This is a genomic window from Planococcus sp. CAU13 (assembly GCF_000775575.1).
In the GTDB taxonomy this organism is placed as follows: Bacteria; Bacillota; Bacilli; order Bacillales_A; family Planococcaceae; genus Planococcus.
Genome location: NZ_JRGN01000047.1, coordinates 62391 through 78239, shown reverse-complemented (window position 1 = coordinate 78239; position 15849 = coordinate 62391). Strand labels below are relative to the sequence as shown.

The 15849-nt window shown below is 46.7% G+C and carries 13 protein-coding genes; 10 read left to right on the top strand and 3 right to left on the bottom strand.

What is annotated here, in order from left to right:
• The first annotated feature begins 363 nt into the window (after positions 1-363).
• From KW93_RS02050 to KW93_RS02040, 3 genes are read left to right on the top strand one after another with little or no spacing between them, the layout of a single operon-like run.
• The gene (locus tag KW93_RS02050; RefSeq protein WP_052131428.1) at positions 364-933 is read left to right on the top strand and encodes a hypothetical protein; all 570 of its coding nucleotides are present in this window, start codon (positions 364-366) and stop codon (positions 931-933) included.
• Positions 930-2051, top strand: coding sequence for an MGDG synthase family glycosyltransferase (locus KW93_RS02045; protein WP_033541283.1), 1122 nt, complete (start codon positions 930-932; stop codon positions 2049-2051). Before KW93_RS02050 ends, KW93_RS02045 begins: the two co-directional genes overlap by 4 nt.
• 5 nt (positions 2052-2056) lie before the next feature.
• On the top strand, positions 2057-2653 hold the full coding sequence (locus tag KW93_RS02040) for a DedA family protein (protein WP_052131427.1): 597 nt from the start codon (positions 2057-2059) through the stop codon (positions 2651-2653).
• Between the two features lie 10 nt (positions 2654-2663).
• On the opposite strand, the gene KW93_RS02035 is transcribed toward KW93_RS02040, so the two are convergent.
• A complete protein-coding gene (locus KW93_RS02035) occupies positions 2664-3431 on the bottom strand; it encodes an arylamine N-acetyltransferase family protein (protein ID WP_033541282.1) in 768 nt (255 codons plus the stop codon).
• 254 nt (positions 3432-3685) lie between these two features.
• Between KW93_RS02035 and KW93_RS02030 the strand changes: the two genes are divergently transcribed.
• The 5 genes from KW93_RS02030 (at position 3686) to KW93_RS02010 (ending at position 10884) form a co-directional block, all read left to right on the top strand.
• Positions 3686-7201, top strand: coding sequence for a DUF6359 domain-containing protein (locus KW93_RS02030; protein ID WP_442956607.1), 3516 nt, complete (start codon positions 3686-3688; stop codon positions 7199-7201).
• A gap of 179 nt (positions 7202-7380) precedes the next feature.
• Positions 7381-8076, top strand: a complete 696-nt coding sequence (locus KW93_RS02025; RefSeq protein WP_033541280.1) for an SGNH/GDSL hydrolase family protein — start codon at positions 7381-7383, stop codon at positions 8074-8076.
• Positions 8077-8208: 132 nt separating this feature from the next.
• Positions 8209-8736, top strand: coding sequence for a divergent PAP2 family protein (locus tag KW93_RS02020; protein ID WP_052131426.1), 528 nt, complete (start codon positions 8209-8211; stop codon positions 8734-8736).
• A 117-nt stretch (positions 8737-8853) separates the two neighbouring features.
• On the top strand, positions 8854-9840 hold the full coding sequence (locus KW93_RS02015; protein ID WP_033541279.1) for a LacI family DNA-binding transcriptional regulator: 987 nt from the start codon (positions 8854-8856) through the stop codon (positions 9838-9840).
• Between the two features lie 96 nt (positions 9841-9936).
• Positions 9937-10884, top strand: coding sequence for an MBL fold metallo-hydrolase (locus tag KW93_RS02010; RefSeq protein WP_033541278.1), 948 nt, complete (start codon positions 9937-9939; stop codon positions 10882-10884).
• Between the two features lie 69 nt (positions 10885-10953).
• On the opposite strand, the gene KW93_RS02005 is transcribed toward KW93_RS02010, so the two are convergent.
• Positions 10954-11646, bottom strand: a complete 693-nt coding sequence (locus KW93_RS02005; RefSeq protein WP_033541277.1) for a DUF2294 domain-containing protein — start codon at positions 11644-11646, stop codon at positions 10954-10956.
• A 323-nt stretch (positions 11647-11969) separates the two neighbouring features.
• Here KW93_RS02005 and asnB point away from each other — a divergent pair, with 323 nt between their 5' ends.
• Entirely contained in the window at positions 11970-13850 is a 1881-nt protein-coding gene (asnB, locus tag KW93_RS02000; protein ID WP_033541276.1) for an asparagine synthase (glutamine-hydrolyzing), read from the top strand.
• Positions 13851-13903: 53 nt separating this feature from the next.
• On the opposite strand, the gene KW93_RS01995 is transcribed toward asnB, so the two are convergent.
• Entirely contained in the window at positions 13904-14743 is an 840-nt protein-coding gene (locus tag KW93_RS01995; RefSeq protein ID WP_033541275.1) for an NAD(P)H-hydrate dehydratase, read from the bottom strand.
• Between the two features lie 316 nt (positions 14744-15059).
• On the opposite strand from KW93_RS01995, the gene KW93_RS01990 reads away from it, so the two are divergent.
• On the top strand, positions 15060-15452 hold the full coding sequence (locus KW93_RS01990; protein ID WP_033541274.1) for a nuclear transport factor 2 family protein: 393 nt from the start codon (positions 15060-15062) through the stop codon (positions 15450-15452).
• Positions 15453-15849 lie beyond the last annotated feature (397 nt).

The following is a 15849-nucleotide window of genomic DNA, read 5'->3' as shown; positions in this document are numbered from 1 at the left end:
AAAGCGAAGCTGTTTTGCGCAATATCGATTTTTTATAGTTACCATCTTAACAAACCCGCTCAACTCTGAGCGGGTTTGTTTTTATTAAGAAAGTCTTAATAAATATTCTGATTCTTTTTTACTCAAACAGGTTTATAATGAAATTTAATCTAATAGAAAAAACCAAAAAAATGTGAAACTTTGGCCTTCTTCAATCGTTAAGTATAGAAAGACACAAAATAGACAAAAAAGTCCTGCTTTATTCTAAGTCTCTGGTCTCAGAAAAGAACAGCCTGGCGCCTGATGTGAGTTTTAAGAGAGAAAGATAAACTTTGGTTATTGGAATACGCATTCAAAAGGACTGTAAGCAAGGGAGATGAAGTGATGGAAGTGTATATTGTGTTCACTGACACGAAAACAAATCTATCCAGAATGATAAAAAATTGCACGGGCTATCCATTCAGCCATGTATCGATTTCGTTCACCAAAGATTTGAGCCAGATGTACAGTTTCGGCCGGAAAGATACAGATAATGCGTTCATTGCCGGATTTGTGAAAGAAGATGTTCACGACCATCTGTTCCAGCGGGCTGACTGCGCAGTCACGAAACTGGAATTGACAGAAGAAAACTACGGGCGCATCTGGGCTTACGTTCAGAAAATGGAGCTTGAAAAGGATTCATTCAAGTATAATTTCACCGGCCTGTTCGCGGTCGCTTTGAATTACAATTTCAACCGCAAAAACGCTTATTTCTGTTCTCATTTCGTATCTGAAGCCCTGTCTGCCGGAAACGTCAGACTGGCGGATAAACCGCCGGCGCTCATGACACCGCGGGATATTTTTTCTTCCGAGAGCCTGGAAATGATTTACCGCGGAGACATGCGGAATTACCCGTATCTGGAGAGAGTTTCAAGTTACGCGCAGGAATCGCTGATGCTTGAGGCAGTCCAATGAAAAAAGTGTTGATTTTCCCATTGCTGGACAGCATGCCCTCAGGACATCATCAAGTTGCGAATGCCATTCGTGACAGTATCCTGGCATATACCGGGGAAATCGAATGCCTAAAAGTGGACATTCTCAGTGAATGGAACGTTTCCATTGAAGGAGGAATTGTAAAAACTTATTTAGAATGGATCCGGCGCTTTCCTGGAACCTATGCGTGGACGTACCGCCGGCTTGCGTACCGGAGCAGAAGCGAACGGCCGCATAAAGTTTACGAATTGTTATTCATGAAGAAAGTAAAGGATATTCTGAACCGGGAACAACCTGACCTCATCATCTGCACCCACGGGTTTCCATCACTTTTTATCAATCGCCTGAAACAGTCAGGCGACTGCAGAGTGCCTGCACTTAATGTATATACTGACTTTTTTATAAATGATGTGTGGGGCCGCAGCCATATCGACTATCATTTTGTGCCCAGCATGCAGGTCAAAAACAATCTTTCGGCAAGGCACCAGATTGCAGAGGAGAAAATCTTCATCACCGGGATACCCATAAGCCCGGAATTCAGCGTCAATGAAGAGCCCTCCGGCGGCTCTGACAAACCGCCTTTTCGCATAATAATGTCCGGCGGCAGCGTCGGCTTGGGCAATATCGCGGAAATGCTGAAGGCGGCAGAAGGCAAAACAGAATGCAGAATCGACGTATTATGCGGAGCCAATAAAAAATTGTATAACGAGATCAGACGGCTGGCAGGAGGATTTGCCACTGCCCATCCCTATATTTCTTCCAGGGAAGAAATGAACCGGCTTTACGAGGAAAGTGACGCGCTGATCAGTAAACCGGGAGGAGTCACGGTATCAGAAGCGCTCCGAAAAGAAATTCCGATCTTCATCTCGAGTGCACTGCCGGGCCAGGAGCAGATAAACCTGCAATTATTGGACAGTATGGGCCTTGTTTTTATCATTCCGGAAGAAGCGAATGCCATAGAATTTGTTTGCGGAGTGCTGGGCAATAAAGAAAAGATGGCGAAATTTGAACAGGCGGCCGCCGAGTACCGGAATACACTTGAGATAAAGGATGCCAGAGAGCTGTTCAGTACGATTGAAGAAATGCTGGAGCGGGGCTGAGCGCTATGGATATTCAATCCGTCGTCAATGAAATCCTGCTGTTTCTGGAAAGTCTCGGTCTGGCAGGTTTGTTTGCAGCCATTTTTCTTGAAGGGGCATCAGTGCCGTTTCCGGGGATCATTGTCGTTTTGGCATACGGCGGTTTGCTCGATTTGACGGTGTTAAAAATGGCGGGGGTTGCCGCAATCATGGCGGTCATTTACAGCCTGGCCAGCCTGATCCCTTATTTTATCGGCAATAAAATGGAACATCTTCTATGGAAGAAAGTCAGAAATGGCTTAAAAAAAGGGAGCCGTTTTTTTAACCGCTACGGAATTTGGAGCATCGCATTGTCACGCCCATTCGGAATCGGCAATTATATATCCTATTTGGCCGGAATCAGCCATGTCCATTTGGTGAAATACCTGCTGCTCACTTTTACAGGGATCTTTCCGTGGTGTTTTGCCGTATTGTATCTCGGCAATTATTTGAACGGAAATTACAGCCGCTTTCTTGTGTTGTTCGACGAACACAAGCTTGAATTTTACGGAACAGGGTTGCTTCTCGCCATACTGTTTACTGCTTATTCCGTATGGAAACACCGGCAGCACGAACGGATCTGAAAAAGCCTCTTCAACTTGGAAGAGGCTTTTTTGCATTCAAAATGATGCCGAATTCTTCTTCGAGCACTTTCATTTTTTCTGATTCCGTCAGTTGCTGCTTTTCTTTCTTTCCATTGACAGTTCTTGTTAGGGAAGTTCCAGCCAGCGTAACGCGTCCGTCCGGCGTCGCACGTGTCACGATATCGTCATGGGTAAAAGTGGATTTTTCAGATATTTGATTGAAGACACAGCCTTCGTGAAAGTCTTCGAGGCGCTTTTCCTCGGAAGTAAAACGATAGAGCACTTTTTCTTCCCCGTCACTTTCCCTTGTCAGCTGATAGAGGCCATCTTCCTCTTCCTCGATGCTGTACGTACCGCTGTTATCAGTATGACGCTCTCCGCCGAGAGGAATTGGGCTGATTGTTGAATCTCCGAATCCTACATCGATCAGGTACGGCGCATCAAGTTCCACCAGAATGGCTGCATGAGTATCCGATTTTGGATAACTGCCATCCGGTTTCAGGACGGTCGCTGAAATCATTTTGGCGTCAAAGCCGAGTTGCTGGAGCAGCCAGCAGAACAATCCGTTAAGCTCATAGCAATAGCCGCCGCGGTTTTGATTGACCACTTTATCGTAGATGCTTTCGAGATTCAGGTAGATGGGCACTTTGCGGATGACATCCAGGTTCTCGAAAGGTATGTGCTGCATATGAAGTGATTGCAGTCTCGCCAGATCCTGCAAATAATTTTCTTCCACGGGATAAGCATTAAAGCGTTTCAAATATTTTATAGGGTCCATAAGGTAAATCCCTTCCTTTCCAATAACACTGTACTATTTAGTTATTCCCGGTTCCCGTTCTCCGGAAACTTGCAAAAGTTTAGTTGAGTCTCAAAAAATATTAACAGACTACTAGGAAAATTAAATCAATACTTCTGCAGACAACTCTGAGATTTTAGGCCCATTGGGTAAATTTATTAAATACTTACAAAAAATTAACAAAGCTTTAAATTCCTTCTTGTATAATTATAGCGTACACAAAAATGGATAAGGGAGTGAACAGTTTGACGAAAAGTGCAATAGGAAAGATTTTTCTGAGTGTTTTACTGGTACTTTCCGCAGCCTTGCCGTATACGGTGACTGCGAATGCAGCGGAACCGATCTCGGTGGCGGAAGCGATCGCAAATAATTCCGGTGCAGCTACGGTTAATGGTTATATCGTGGGTGCTGCTGTAAGCGGTACAAATTATGACCAGGAAGCGCCATTTTCGATAGCCACCAATATTGGACTGGCGGATTCTCCGGATGAAACCGATCCTGCGAAAATCCTGCCGGTGCAATTGCCGTCAGGAGCGGTTCGTACAGGATTGAATTTAGTGGATAATCCAGCTAATTTCAAAGCTGAAGTGAATATTACGGGCACGTTAAGTGCTTATTTCAGCGTACCGGGCTTAAGGAATGCTTCTGCATTTGAAATCATCTCCGGAGGCGAGGAACCGCCAGCACCACCGGAAGCGACAGTTGTTAATACTTTGGCTGAAGCACGCACGATGCCTGGCGAATTAATCCAGGTTGAAGCGACAGTAACAACAGGTACAGGATTCTGGGGAGGCAACGCATTCTACATTCAGGATGAAACTGCAGGCCTGTATGTTTATACAACAAGTGCGGCTGTATCACCTGGTGACATTGTCCGTTTGACGGGAACGGTTTCCGAATACAGCGGCGAGCTGCAATTGCAGCCGAATTCAATAGAAGTTTTGTCATCAAATAACGAACTTCCAGATGTGCAGACTATTGCACCGTCAGGCGTGAATGAAGAAACGCAGGGCGAGCGGATTGAATTGCAGAATGTGACAATTACAGTTCTCAAGTCAGCCAATAATTTCGGCACATTCGAGTTCTCGGCAGTCGCTGAAAACGGCGATTCGGTTGTAGTGCGAAACGATAACCGCAACGGCCTGACTTTTGACCAATTTACACAGCAATACAAAGAAGGTGACCTGGTTCACGTGACAGGCATCGCTTCGAAGTTCAATAAAACTTACCAAGTTAAGACACTGGGGCTGGAAAGCTTTGATCTTGTAAACAAACCGGCAGTCTATGCCGACGTATTCCCTGGAGTCGTTTCTGAAGGAACGGAAATTACGCTTCAGTCAGGCTGGGAAAATGCAACGGTCTATTACACGCTGGACGGTTCTGAGCCGACTTCAGCAAGCACACTTTATACAGCTCCGATTACATTGAGCAAAGATACAGTGATCAAAGCGATCGCTGTCGGCACTGAAACATCGGAAGTCTTTACATTCGAATACACAGTGTTAAAAGTGAAAGATCTGAAAATCCGTGATATCCAAAACGGCGGCCATTACTCTGATTACGAAGGAGCGGTCGTCAATGAAATCGTTGGAGTTGTAACACATCTCTATAATACCGCTAACTTTGTTATCCAGGACCCGAACGGCGATGATGACTTGGCAACTTCTGAAGCGATCATGGTCAACCGTGCGTCCAATGGATTACAAGTTGGAGATCTTGTCACAGTGGCAGGCACGGTTGAAGAGCATTTTTACGATGGTTATTCTGATATGAGACAAAATGACCTTCCTCTTACACGGATCCGTGCAACGGAAGTGGTGAAAAATGGTACAGCGGAACTTCCGGAAGCATTGATTATCGGTGAAGACGTGTTCCCGCCAACAATGAATATTGACAATGATGGATTAACATCATTCGATCCTGAAGAAGACGGCATCGATTTCTGGGAATCACTTGAGTGGATGCGCGTTGGCGTTGCTGAGGCGCAAATCGTCGGACCACAGGCTTACGGCGAAGTGTTCGTCGTATCCAAGAACGCAACAAATAACGAATTCCATAAACAAGGCGGCATCTTGATTGCTGAAGATGATTACAATCCGGAACGCATCACTGTAACAACAGGTGAAAACGTCATCGCCAAAGCTGGAGATACTTTTGCTGAGATGCCGGTTGGTGTTCTGGGCTACGGCTTCGGCAACTATCAGATCTGGACAGATGAAAGTAATCTTCCGGTCATAGTGGACGGGGGAACAGTACCGGAAGAAACATGGATTGAAAATGCAGATGACAAATTGACGGTGGCGGCCTACAACGTCGAGAACTTCTCGGCAGACCCGAGCCACACATCAGACGCAAAAGCTCAGCGCATCGCGGAATCGTTCGTGGATGACCTGAATTCGCCTGACATCATCGTCTTGGTGGAAGTGCAGGACAATGACGGCCCGGTCGCATCAAACAACAGCGACGCTTCGGCCAGCTATGAACGACTGATTGCTGATATCGAAGCAGCAGGCGGCCCGACATACGCCTGGACGGATATTGCACCGGAATACAATCAGGACGGCGGTCAGCCTGGCGGAAATATCCGCGTCGGCTACCTCTACAATCCGGAACGCGTAACACTTTCTGAAGGTACAAAAGGTTCGGCAAAACAGGATGTTGAATGGGTCGACGGCGAATTGTCCTTGAATCCTGGACGCATCCAGCCGATCCCGATGCCAAATACACGTAAACCGATCGCCGCTCAATTTGAATTCCAGGGTGAGCAGATTGTCGTTATCGGCGCACATTTGAATTCGAAAGGTGGAGACCAGGGCTTGATGGGTCAGCACCAGCCGCCGTTCCTGGGATCTGAAACTGAACGGATTGAACTCGCAAAAGCCATCAACGGTTTCATCCAGGAAGGTCTTGAACAGGATCCAGACCTGAATGTCATCGTTGCCGGCGATATGAATGATTTCGAATTCACGCCTGCAATGGAAGCATTGAAAGGCGATATCCTGACGAATAAAGTCGAGGATGTGCCTTTGGAAGACCGCTACTCTTATTATTATCAGGGCAATTCACAGGTTTTGGACCACCTGCTGGTGACGAATAACCTGGCGGATCGCACTGAACTGGATATGGTCCACATCAACGCGATGTTCATGGAAGAGCACGGACGCGCATCAGACCACGATCCATTGCTTGCGCAGATTGACTTCTCAGAACCTGTTGTACCGGCAGTTCCTGGTGAACAGATAGCGGATCCGGATTACACAGATGAAACGGCAATCATTGCTGCAGGTGAGTTTGATGCAGCAGGCGAATTGACGATTGAGTTTTCTGAAGGCACAATGGACGAGTTGATCGAAAGCGGTAAAGATCTGGTGATCGATATGCCGGAAGTTAATTTGACGCTGACTGCAGCGAATCTTCAGCAAATGGCACAGGCGGCAGGCGAAGGATTCAATCTGGAGCTTGCTGTTGACGAAGCGGCTGAAGTGGACAAGCGTCCGACATTGGCGCAGCAGCTCGATTTCGCTGTGACAGACACGGAAGGAAATGAACTCGGAATTAAGTTCAAATCCGATTTCACATTGGCTTTTGCAACGGACAGCCAGGTGAAAGTCCAGTTTGGCGCCCGTGAAGACGCCAAAGGCAAATGGAAAATTCTTCAGGGTGAATTGGATGGTTCGACATTTACGTTAAGCGTCAACGAATTCGGCAACTACACAATTGTCACGAATAAAGGACAGGCGAAAAAACGGTAAGTGAACAACCGGCAGCGGCCCTGCAAGGCGGAAACAACGTCTTGCAGGGCCGCTTTTTTTCATCCTGAAAACAGTTTGGATGTGTTTTCAGGCATTGGTTTAGTGAGCGTATTTTTAGGTAAAATATTGATATAATGATATAATTGTAATAACAATCTGCCGAAAAGGATGTGCTTTTATTGATAAGAAAATTCCTTTCAGGTGTCCTTAACAATAAGGCGCCTTTACGAAATATACGAAAACGCAATAAAGAATATTCCGTAAAAAACATTGTCATTTTAGGTGATTCCGTAGCTTATGGCTATGGTACTAAAGAAGGGATCGCGAAATACCTGCGTGAAAGTTTCCCTGACAGCCGCATCACTAACCTGGGCATCAATGGGCTGACGAGTGATGGACTGGTGACCAGGCTGACGTCCGGCCACTGGGATCATCACATAGCTTCCGCTGATCTGGCCCTGATCAATATCGGCGGAAATGACCTGCTGCAGGGACTGCGCAAATTCGGCCCCGCCGGATTGGTCCGCAATTTCAAAGCAGTCCGCCTCAACTACCGGAAAAACCTGCTGGCGATTTACAGCAAAATCCGGGAATTGAACCCGGAAGTGCTGCTTGTCCAGAATGACCTGTATAATTCGATGAAAAAAGAACACCAGTACCTCGGCTTGACGAAATTGCTTTACCGTCAATGGAACCGCGCGATCGGTGAGAGCGGCGTCATCATTTCAAGAACGGATAAGATGGGCGGACAGCCGCATATCTGGCTCGACGGCATCCATCCGAATGAAGAAGGCTATAGAGTGATGCATGAATTATTGATCGATACACTCCGGTCCACCGGAGTTGTCCTGCCTCAGTATGCAGAGAAGAAATAGCATTCCATTAAAGAAGCGCACCCGTGCTTCTTTTTTTCATGTCAAATATTTTCCGGTTAACGGGAGTACTTTTGGGGTATTAAAATTTATACAGCATATTGCTGCAGTATCCAGAGGCAGGAGGCGGATTGCATGAACCGCGGAGTGATCACATCTTTATCAGCGATTGGAATCGCACAGGGATTGAAAATCTTGACAAACAAAAAATTGACAGGCGAATGGCATTTGAAACACGCTTTCACAACTGGTGGCATGCCAAGTTCCCATTCGGCCGGTGTATCGGCTTTGGCTACATATGTGGCGGCCAATAAAGGCACGCGCCATACAGAGACCGCTTTGGCGATTGTATTCGGTACCATCGTCATGTATGACGCACAGGGAATCCGAAGACATACGGGAGAAATCGCGCAATTGGTCAACGATCTGGAAGACAGCCTGATTTCATTGAAAGGCGATTTTCCGAGCCTGGAACTCATTAAACGGGAAGAGGAACTGAAAGAGCTTCTGGGACATCAGCCGGTGGAAGTTTTTGCAGGTGCCATGTTCGGTGTCGTATTGGGCTTGATTTCGGCAAAACTGGAAAACAATAGGATTGACCGGAAAAGAGCAAAAATGTCCCTCGTATCAGGCGACAAAGGAGTTTATTATCCGGCTCAATGAATAAGATTTTCAAAAACCCTTTCGCAAAAAGCTGGCGGAAGGGTTTTTTCTGAATGATTTCGGTTGATAATGTATGCGTATACACTTAAAATGAAACTATTGAAAGAGGTGATCGATATGGTTTCATCGGTGGATGTCGCGAAGCTTGCAGGAGTTTCCCAGGCTACCGTATCGCGTGTATTGAATAATCCGGAAAAAGTGAATCCAGCAACCGTCGAAAAAGTCGAAGCTGCTATTCAGAAATTGAATTACCGCCCGAATGCAGCTGCGCGGTCGCTCGTAAGCAATCAAAAGAGCGGCGTGATTGCTGTCCTGTGCGGTCCTCTGACAGAGCCAGAAAATGCCCGGTTCTCAAACACGGCCATTCAAACCATGCAGGATAAAGGCTATGCCGCTGAAATCTATATTCAGGATTCGGATGTTCCGGAGAAAGCATTTGAGATGGCCGTGAGGTCCCAGGCGGAAGGAATGCTGATCGGGCCCGTGCTTATCGTGGACAGCGCGATGGCATTGCTTGAGAAATCTTCCGTTCCTTATATGATGTGCGGGATTGAAGACACCGCTTCAGGCAATTCAGTGGCGATGGACAATCATGAGGCTGGGAAGCTTGCTGCAGAGGCAATCTGCTCTCTCGGCCACCGGAACGTGGGTTGGGTGGGCGGAAACGGACAGGCTCAGCATTTTCAGGAACGTTACGGCGGCTTTATGGAATATATGAAAGACCATGATATGGACATTATCGGTGCAACGGGACAAATTGATGATTACGACGCCGTTTTTTCAGCGATGATGGCCAGGAAAAACCGGCCGACGGCAATTGCTGCGGCGACCGATGAACTGGGTGCCTGCGCCATTGATTTCCTTCTTGCCTACGGCTATTCAATTCCTGACGACATAACGGTGATCGGAATCGGCAATTATAAACAGTCGTCCATGAATTATTTACAGCTCACGAGCGTCGGGCTGCCGGACGATGCTGATCTTTACCGGGAAGCGGTGGAAAGGCTGATTGTGGCCATATCCGGCGGATTAACGAAAAACATCGGCCATATTTCAATCAGCCCAGTCCTTCATCAAAGGAAGACTTCTGGAAAAAACACGTGAACATCATTTGTATACGTATTCATGAAACTGTGTTTCGGATTTCGGAAAAGTTTTTACAGAATATTTGATATAATTTTTGAAAAAGGAGGAATGGCAATGGCAACCAGCTATCCAGTAAAATTAACAGACCGCATTTCATTGATCGATGGATTTGACATGGACTTGTCCGAAAGAACCGGTACATACGTTATCGCTGAAGAGCAATTGACATTGATTGAAACGGGGCCAAGCCCGAGCGTAAAATACATTAAGGAGGGACTTGAAAAGCTTGGGCATTCACTTGCCGATGTCACCTACATCATTGTCACCCATATCCACCTGGACCATGCGGGCGGCGCGGGACTTCTGCTTCAGCAATGTCCGAATGCCAGGCTTGTCGTCCATCCGAAAGGAGCCAGGCATATGAGCGATCCGTCCCGGCTGGTGGCGGGAGCAAAGGCGGTTTATGGAGAGCGCTTTTCAGTGCTGTTTGATCCCGTGCTGCCGGTGCCTGAAGACAGGATATTGATCAGAGGCGAAGGCGACCGATTAAAGATAGGGTCCGGCTGTGTTCTTGAGTTTTGGAATTCGCCGGGGCACGCCACCCATCATTTCGCCATCATCGATCCTGTCAGCAACAGTATTTTTACCGGAGATACTGCAGGGATCCATTATGCGCAATTGGCGAACGAAGAGATCAGCTTCCACCTTCCGTCAACGTCGCCGAATCAGTTCGACCCGGATCTTATGCGGCAATCCATTCAGAGAATGAAGAGAGCAAGGTTTGAACGGGCATTTTACGGTCATTTTGGAATGGTGGAAAAACCGGATGCGGCGTTCGATCAGTCGCTGGAATGGCTGGACATCTTTATGGAACAGGCGGAAGCAGCGGCTATTGCCGGCGAAAGCCACACTGAACTCGCTGCCCGTCTGAAAGAGCTTGTCACCAAATCGCTCGCTGCTGAGGGTATACCGGACAATCATGAGGTGTATATGCTGATCGAATTGGATTTAATGGTGGGTGCGATGGGAATGCTGGATTATTTACGCAGAAAAAAACGCTGAATGCCAAAACCTGCAGAAGGAGAGTCACTTTCCTCTGCAGGTTTTTGTTTCAGCGCATCAGCGTTCCGTTTATACCGGTTTCAGCACGAACAGGAAAAACCCCTGATCTTTTTCGAAATTCCAATCCACAAAAGTTTCTTCTATAATTCTGGGCCTTGATGAAGGAATGGTGACTTCACCGATGACCCGTTTTTCAAGTGGCCTTTTTGCCAGCTTTAATTCCTCGGTAAATCCATTGCTGATCAATTCTTTTTCAATCGGAACCAGAATTTTGTCCCGCACTACCAAAATGGTGCGTTCACTCAGCCAGTGGATGACAGTTTTTCCTGGAATTTTCTCCGACAGTTCACTGGCAATGTCAATGGCCTTGTAGAATTCCTTTTCCTTCACATCTATTGGCCACTTTGCGGTGGACTGTTCCGCTTCCTCATTTAATACCGCAAAAATCATTCCCGTTTCGTTCTCCAGATTCCAGTCCGCAAAAATGGTCTCGATATCCAATCCGGTCTTTTTATACAATTGCAGAATAATTTCCGAAGACAGTTCATTCATCAGCAAATTCCGCGTTTCCAGAATACGCTTTTCCTGATGCTTATTCAACAGGATCTTTTCCATTGGTGCAATAAAACCGCGGAAATGTATGGTTAAAAAAGTGCCTGCTAATGTCACATAAACAGAAGTCGGGCCTTTCCCGAAATTTTGCCTCAGCAATGTCGAGATGTAACCGGATATTTCACTTTCAATGCTTTTCTCATTTTTCATGATGAGCACCTCCACGTATAAATCTCATTGCCTCTTTCATTCCCTGCTTAGAGCCATCTAAACACCTGGAGCTTTGGCATCATAAAACCGGCTGAAACTTCTGTGTCACATTTACGTCCCATGAATCGTGCGGAAGAAATTTAAGAAATCAATAATTCGTTGTTAATAAAATGATTTATTTGGTAATAAAATGAGTTTCGGCGGAGACCTTCAAGTTTTTTACAAAATATATCAAATAAAGATTCTTTTTTATTTCTTCCTGTGATTTAATTAATCAAGTGATCTACAGCAAGCAATTAATAACTTCAGAAAAGAGGCATATTATGTGCGGATTTACAGGATTTATCGGTAAGGCAGAAAATGCCGGATCCATTCTTGAAAAGATGATGGACCGGATTATACATAGAGGCCCAGATTCGGCTGGTGAATTCATTGAAGGCGAAGCGGCACTCGGATTCAGAAGACTGAGCATCATCGATCTGGAAAGCGGAAGCCAGCCTTTTTATAATGAAAACGACACCCTTGTATCCATGGTTAATGGAGAAATCTATAATTTTCAGGAATTGCGTGAAGAACTGATTGGCAAAGGGCATATTTTCTCTACACATTCAGATTGCGAAGTCATCATCCATGGCTACGAAGAATACGGCACGGCCATTTTCAGCCGGCTGCGCGGCATGTTCGCGTGTGCCATCTGGGACCGCACAGAGAAAAAACTGATTGTTGCGCGGGATATGTTCGGCATCAAGCCTCTCTATTATGCCAAAATGAATGGCGTTTTATTGTTCGGTTCCGAAGTCAAAAGTTTCCTTCCGCATCCGGCGTTTGAAAAAGAAGTGAACCGGGACGCGTTAAAACCGTATATGACTTTCCAATATCCGGTCTTGCAGGAAACTTTCTTCAAAGGCGTCTTTAAACTGCCGGCTGCCCATTTCCTGGTTTACGACCAGGAGCACGGCCAAATGGCGATGGAGCGGTATTGGGAGCCCGATTTCAAAGTGGAAGAACAATCACTGGAAGAAACGGTCGAAGAAATCGACAGCGTCATCCGCGAGTCAATCCATGCTCACCGCATCAGCGATGTCAAAGTCGGTTCGTTCCTTTCAAGCGGAGTCGATTCCAGCTATGTGGCATCAGTTCTAAAACCGGATAAAACGTTCACAGTCGGTTTCAGTGACGAGAACTTTTCTGAAATCGACAATGCACAGATCTTGTCCAATGAACTGGATATTCAGAATATCAGTGAAGTGCTGAATTCGGAGGAATGCTTCAGCGAACTGGAACAAATTCAGTATTTAATGGATGAACCGCATTCCAATCCGTCAATCGTACCGCTTTATTTCCTGGCAAAGCTGGCGAAAAAAGATGTAACGGTCGTATTGTCCGGAGAAGGCGCTGATGAGCTGTTCGGAGGCTATGACGATTATGATGTCCGTCCGAATCTGAAGAAGTACAGAAAACTGCCGGCGGGCATCCGTTCTGCAATCGGAACAGCTGCTTCGAAACTGCCGGAAATGCGCGGCAGGCAGTTTTTGATCCAGGGAGGACTGCCGGTAGAGAAATGGTTTATCGGACAGGCCAATGTATTTCCTGAAACAGAGGCAGCCCGCATGCTGAAACCGGCATACCGTACGGGACCTTCCGTCGCAGAAATCGTTCAGCCCGTTTACGACCAGGTAAAAGGTGAAGATGACCTGACGAAAATGCAGTACCTCGATTTGAATCTTTGGCTGGTAGGCGATATCCTGTTGAAAGCCGACAAGATGAGCATGGCGCATTCACTTGAACTGCGAGTGCCGTTCCTGGATAAACGGGTGATGGCGACAGCGGCCAAACTGCCTGCCAAATACCGCATTGGTGCAAATGATACGAAATATGCGATGCGCCTCGCTGCCCGGCGAGCATTGCCGGAAGTATCGGCGAACCGCAAAAAGATGGGCTTCCCGGTTCCGATCCGCAACTGGATCCGCGACGAAAAATTCTACCTGCAGATCAAAGGGTATTTCACATCAGCTGAAGCGGCGGAATTCTTTGACCAAAATGAATTGCTCACTTTACTGGAAGAGCATTATACAAATAAAACCAATAACGCACGTAAAATCTGGACCATTTTCATGTTCCTTGTCTGGCACAGACGTTATTTTGTCATCGAGCAGCCGGATGCAGTACAGGTTCAGGCAGGAGCAGAAACAGCAGTTGTCTAATCAAATGCAGAAACAGCAGCTTTTCAGGGGAATGCCCTGGAAAAGCTGCTGTTTTATTGTTCATAGGATTTCATGACTTCCGGCAGCAGATCGGCCAGCTCGTGCGCTAGCAGCGTATGCGCGGAGCTGGTTTTGGTCCATTCATCCGCGCAGGCACCATGGAGATGGACGGCGTTCAGAACTGCGTGCTGCCAATTGTCGTGCAGGCACAGCATTCCAAGCAGCATGCCGGTCAAGGTATCTCCGGTGCCTCCTTTAGCAAGTGCACTGTTGCCGGTCGGATTCCGGACTGTTTTGCCATCCGGAAATGCTGTAATGGTGCCGGGCCCTTTCAAAACGATGGTGACTTGCCATTTTGCTGCCCATTCGGCTGCAATAATTGCGCGGTTTTTTTGAATTTTATCTACAGAAATGCCCGTTATGCGTGAAAATTCTGCGGGGTGAGGTGTCAGGATGACCGGAGCGGCTGTGCGTGAATAATCCCGCGGCGATAACGCACCGGCATCCAGAACGAGCGGGATGCCCAGATCAATCAAAAAATTGACGGTGTTTTCGGTTTTACTGTCCGGCGGCATACCGGGTCCGATGGCAGCCGATCTGTATGTCGCGGAAGAGGAGTCGCCCCGCTGCAATTTTTCCGGCAGACCTACTTCAAATGTCGCTTCCGGTATGTGGACGGCCAACGGGAGGATCGATTCTTTATCGGTTGCGACCACGAGTTTCCCGAGTCCGCTCCGCATCGCGGCTTTCGCTGCCAGCATGGCTGCACCGGGCATATCGGGACTGCCTGCCACCAGGAGAGCTGTGCCATAGCTGCCTTTATGGCTGGCGGTTTTGCGGGGAGGTAAATGTTTCGCTACATCGGCTTTTGACCAGACAGGAACTAAATCCATTGTTTTTCCACCTTCCTTTATAGGTGGAATAGCCGGTTCAGGCAGGGTTCAAACAAAGCGGCCTAGCGAGACTAAGGAGTATGAAAAGAACCGCTGCCCTTTGATGGACAGCGGATCTTTTCATTTGTATACACTCTTGCAAAATCGTAGAAATAAATCATTGATTATATCTTTCTGCTATTTTTTGCGGTAAAATAAATTCAACTAAGTAATTAGAATTATCAGAAAAAAGGAGTGGTAGAAATCAAAAAGTACAGCGGACTCTTCCTGTGTCTTACTAGCGGAATGCCCATTACACGATTCGGAGGCGACCAGGATGGAAGAAAGAGAGAAAAAGGAGTTTTTCCGTAAATTCACATCAGCTTTTTTTAAAGGAGACCAGGATTTTATCAGTGAGCATGTGACAGATGACGTGCTGTGGTCAATTGTCGGAACGGAACCAGTAAAAGGCAAGCAGGGGCTGCTTGACGCAGCATTCGGCGTGGCGGATTTCAGCAATATGGAATACGAGATTGAATCGGTGATCTGCAATGAGGGGGAGGCAGCAGTAAAAGGCGTGAGCAGGCGAAAGGATGTAGAAGGAAATCCTCGGAATTTTTGTTTTTGCGATGTCTATACACTGGACCGCGGCAATCCGCAAAAAGTAAAGAGCATTATTACATTCATGATTGAACTGCAGCAGGAAAAACAGAAACAGGCAAATAATTAATGAAACAGTAATTATCAATAGTCCGGCAGACAGGAAAATGAGAAAATAGCCTGTCTGCCTCATTTCTGCTTTGTGGTAAACTGAAAGATGCAGTCGAATAGGGAACTCAAGGGTGGTTGGCCATCCCCGGCAGAAAGGGGGTGGTGCATATGACGGTATATGAAGCATTGATGTTTGCAGTAACTTTCGCAAGCCTGATGCTTATGATTTCGTCTAAAGACCAAAAAAAATAACCCGCCCTTGAGTTGGTAGCTCTGCGGGTTATTCCTATTAAGTAACCTAATGGCTGATCTCCCTTGTTGGGACCTATCGTTTGCTTGCCGTTCGGTGTTGACGCACCGAGCGGCTTTTTCTTATACATACTATTATATACCCATATGGCTGAATTTCAAGCTTA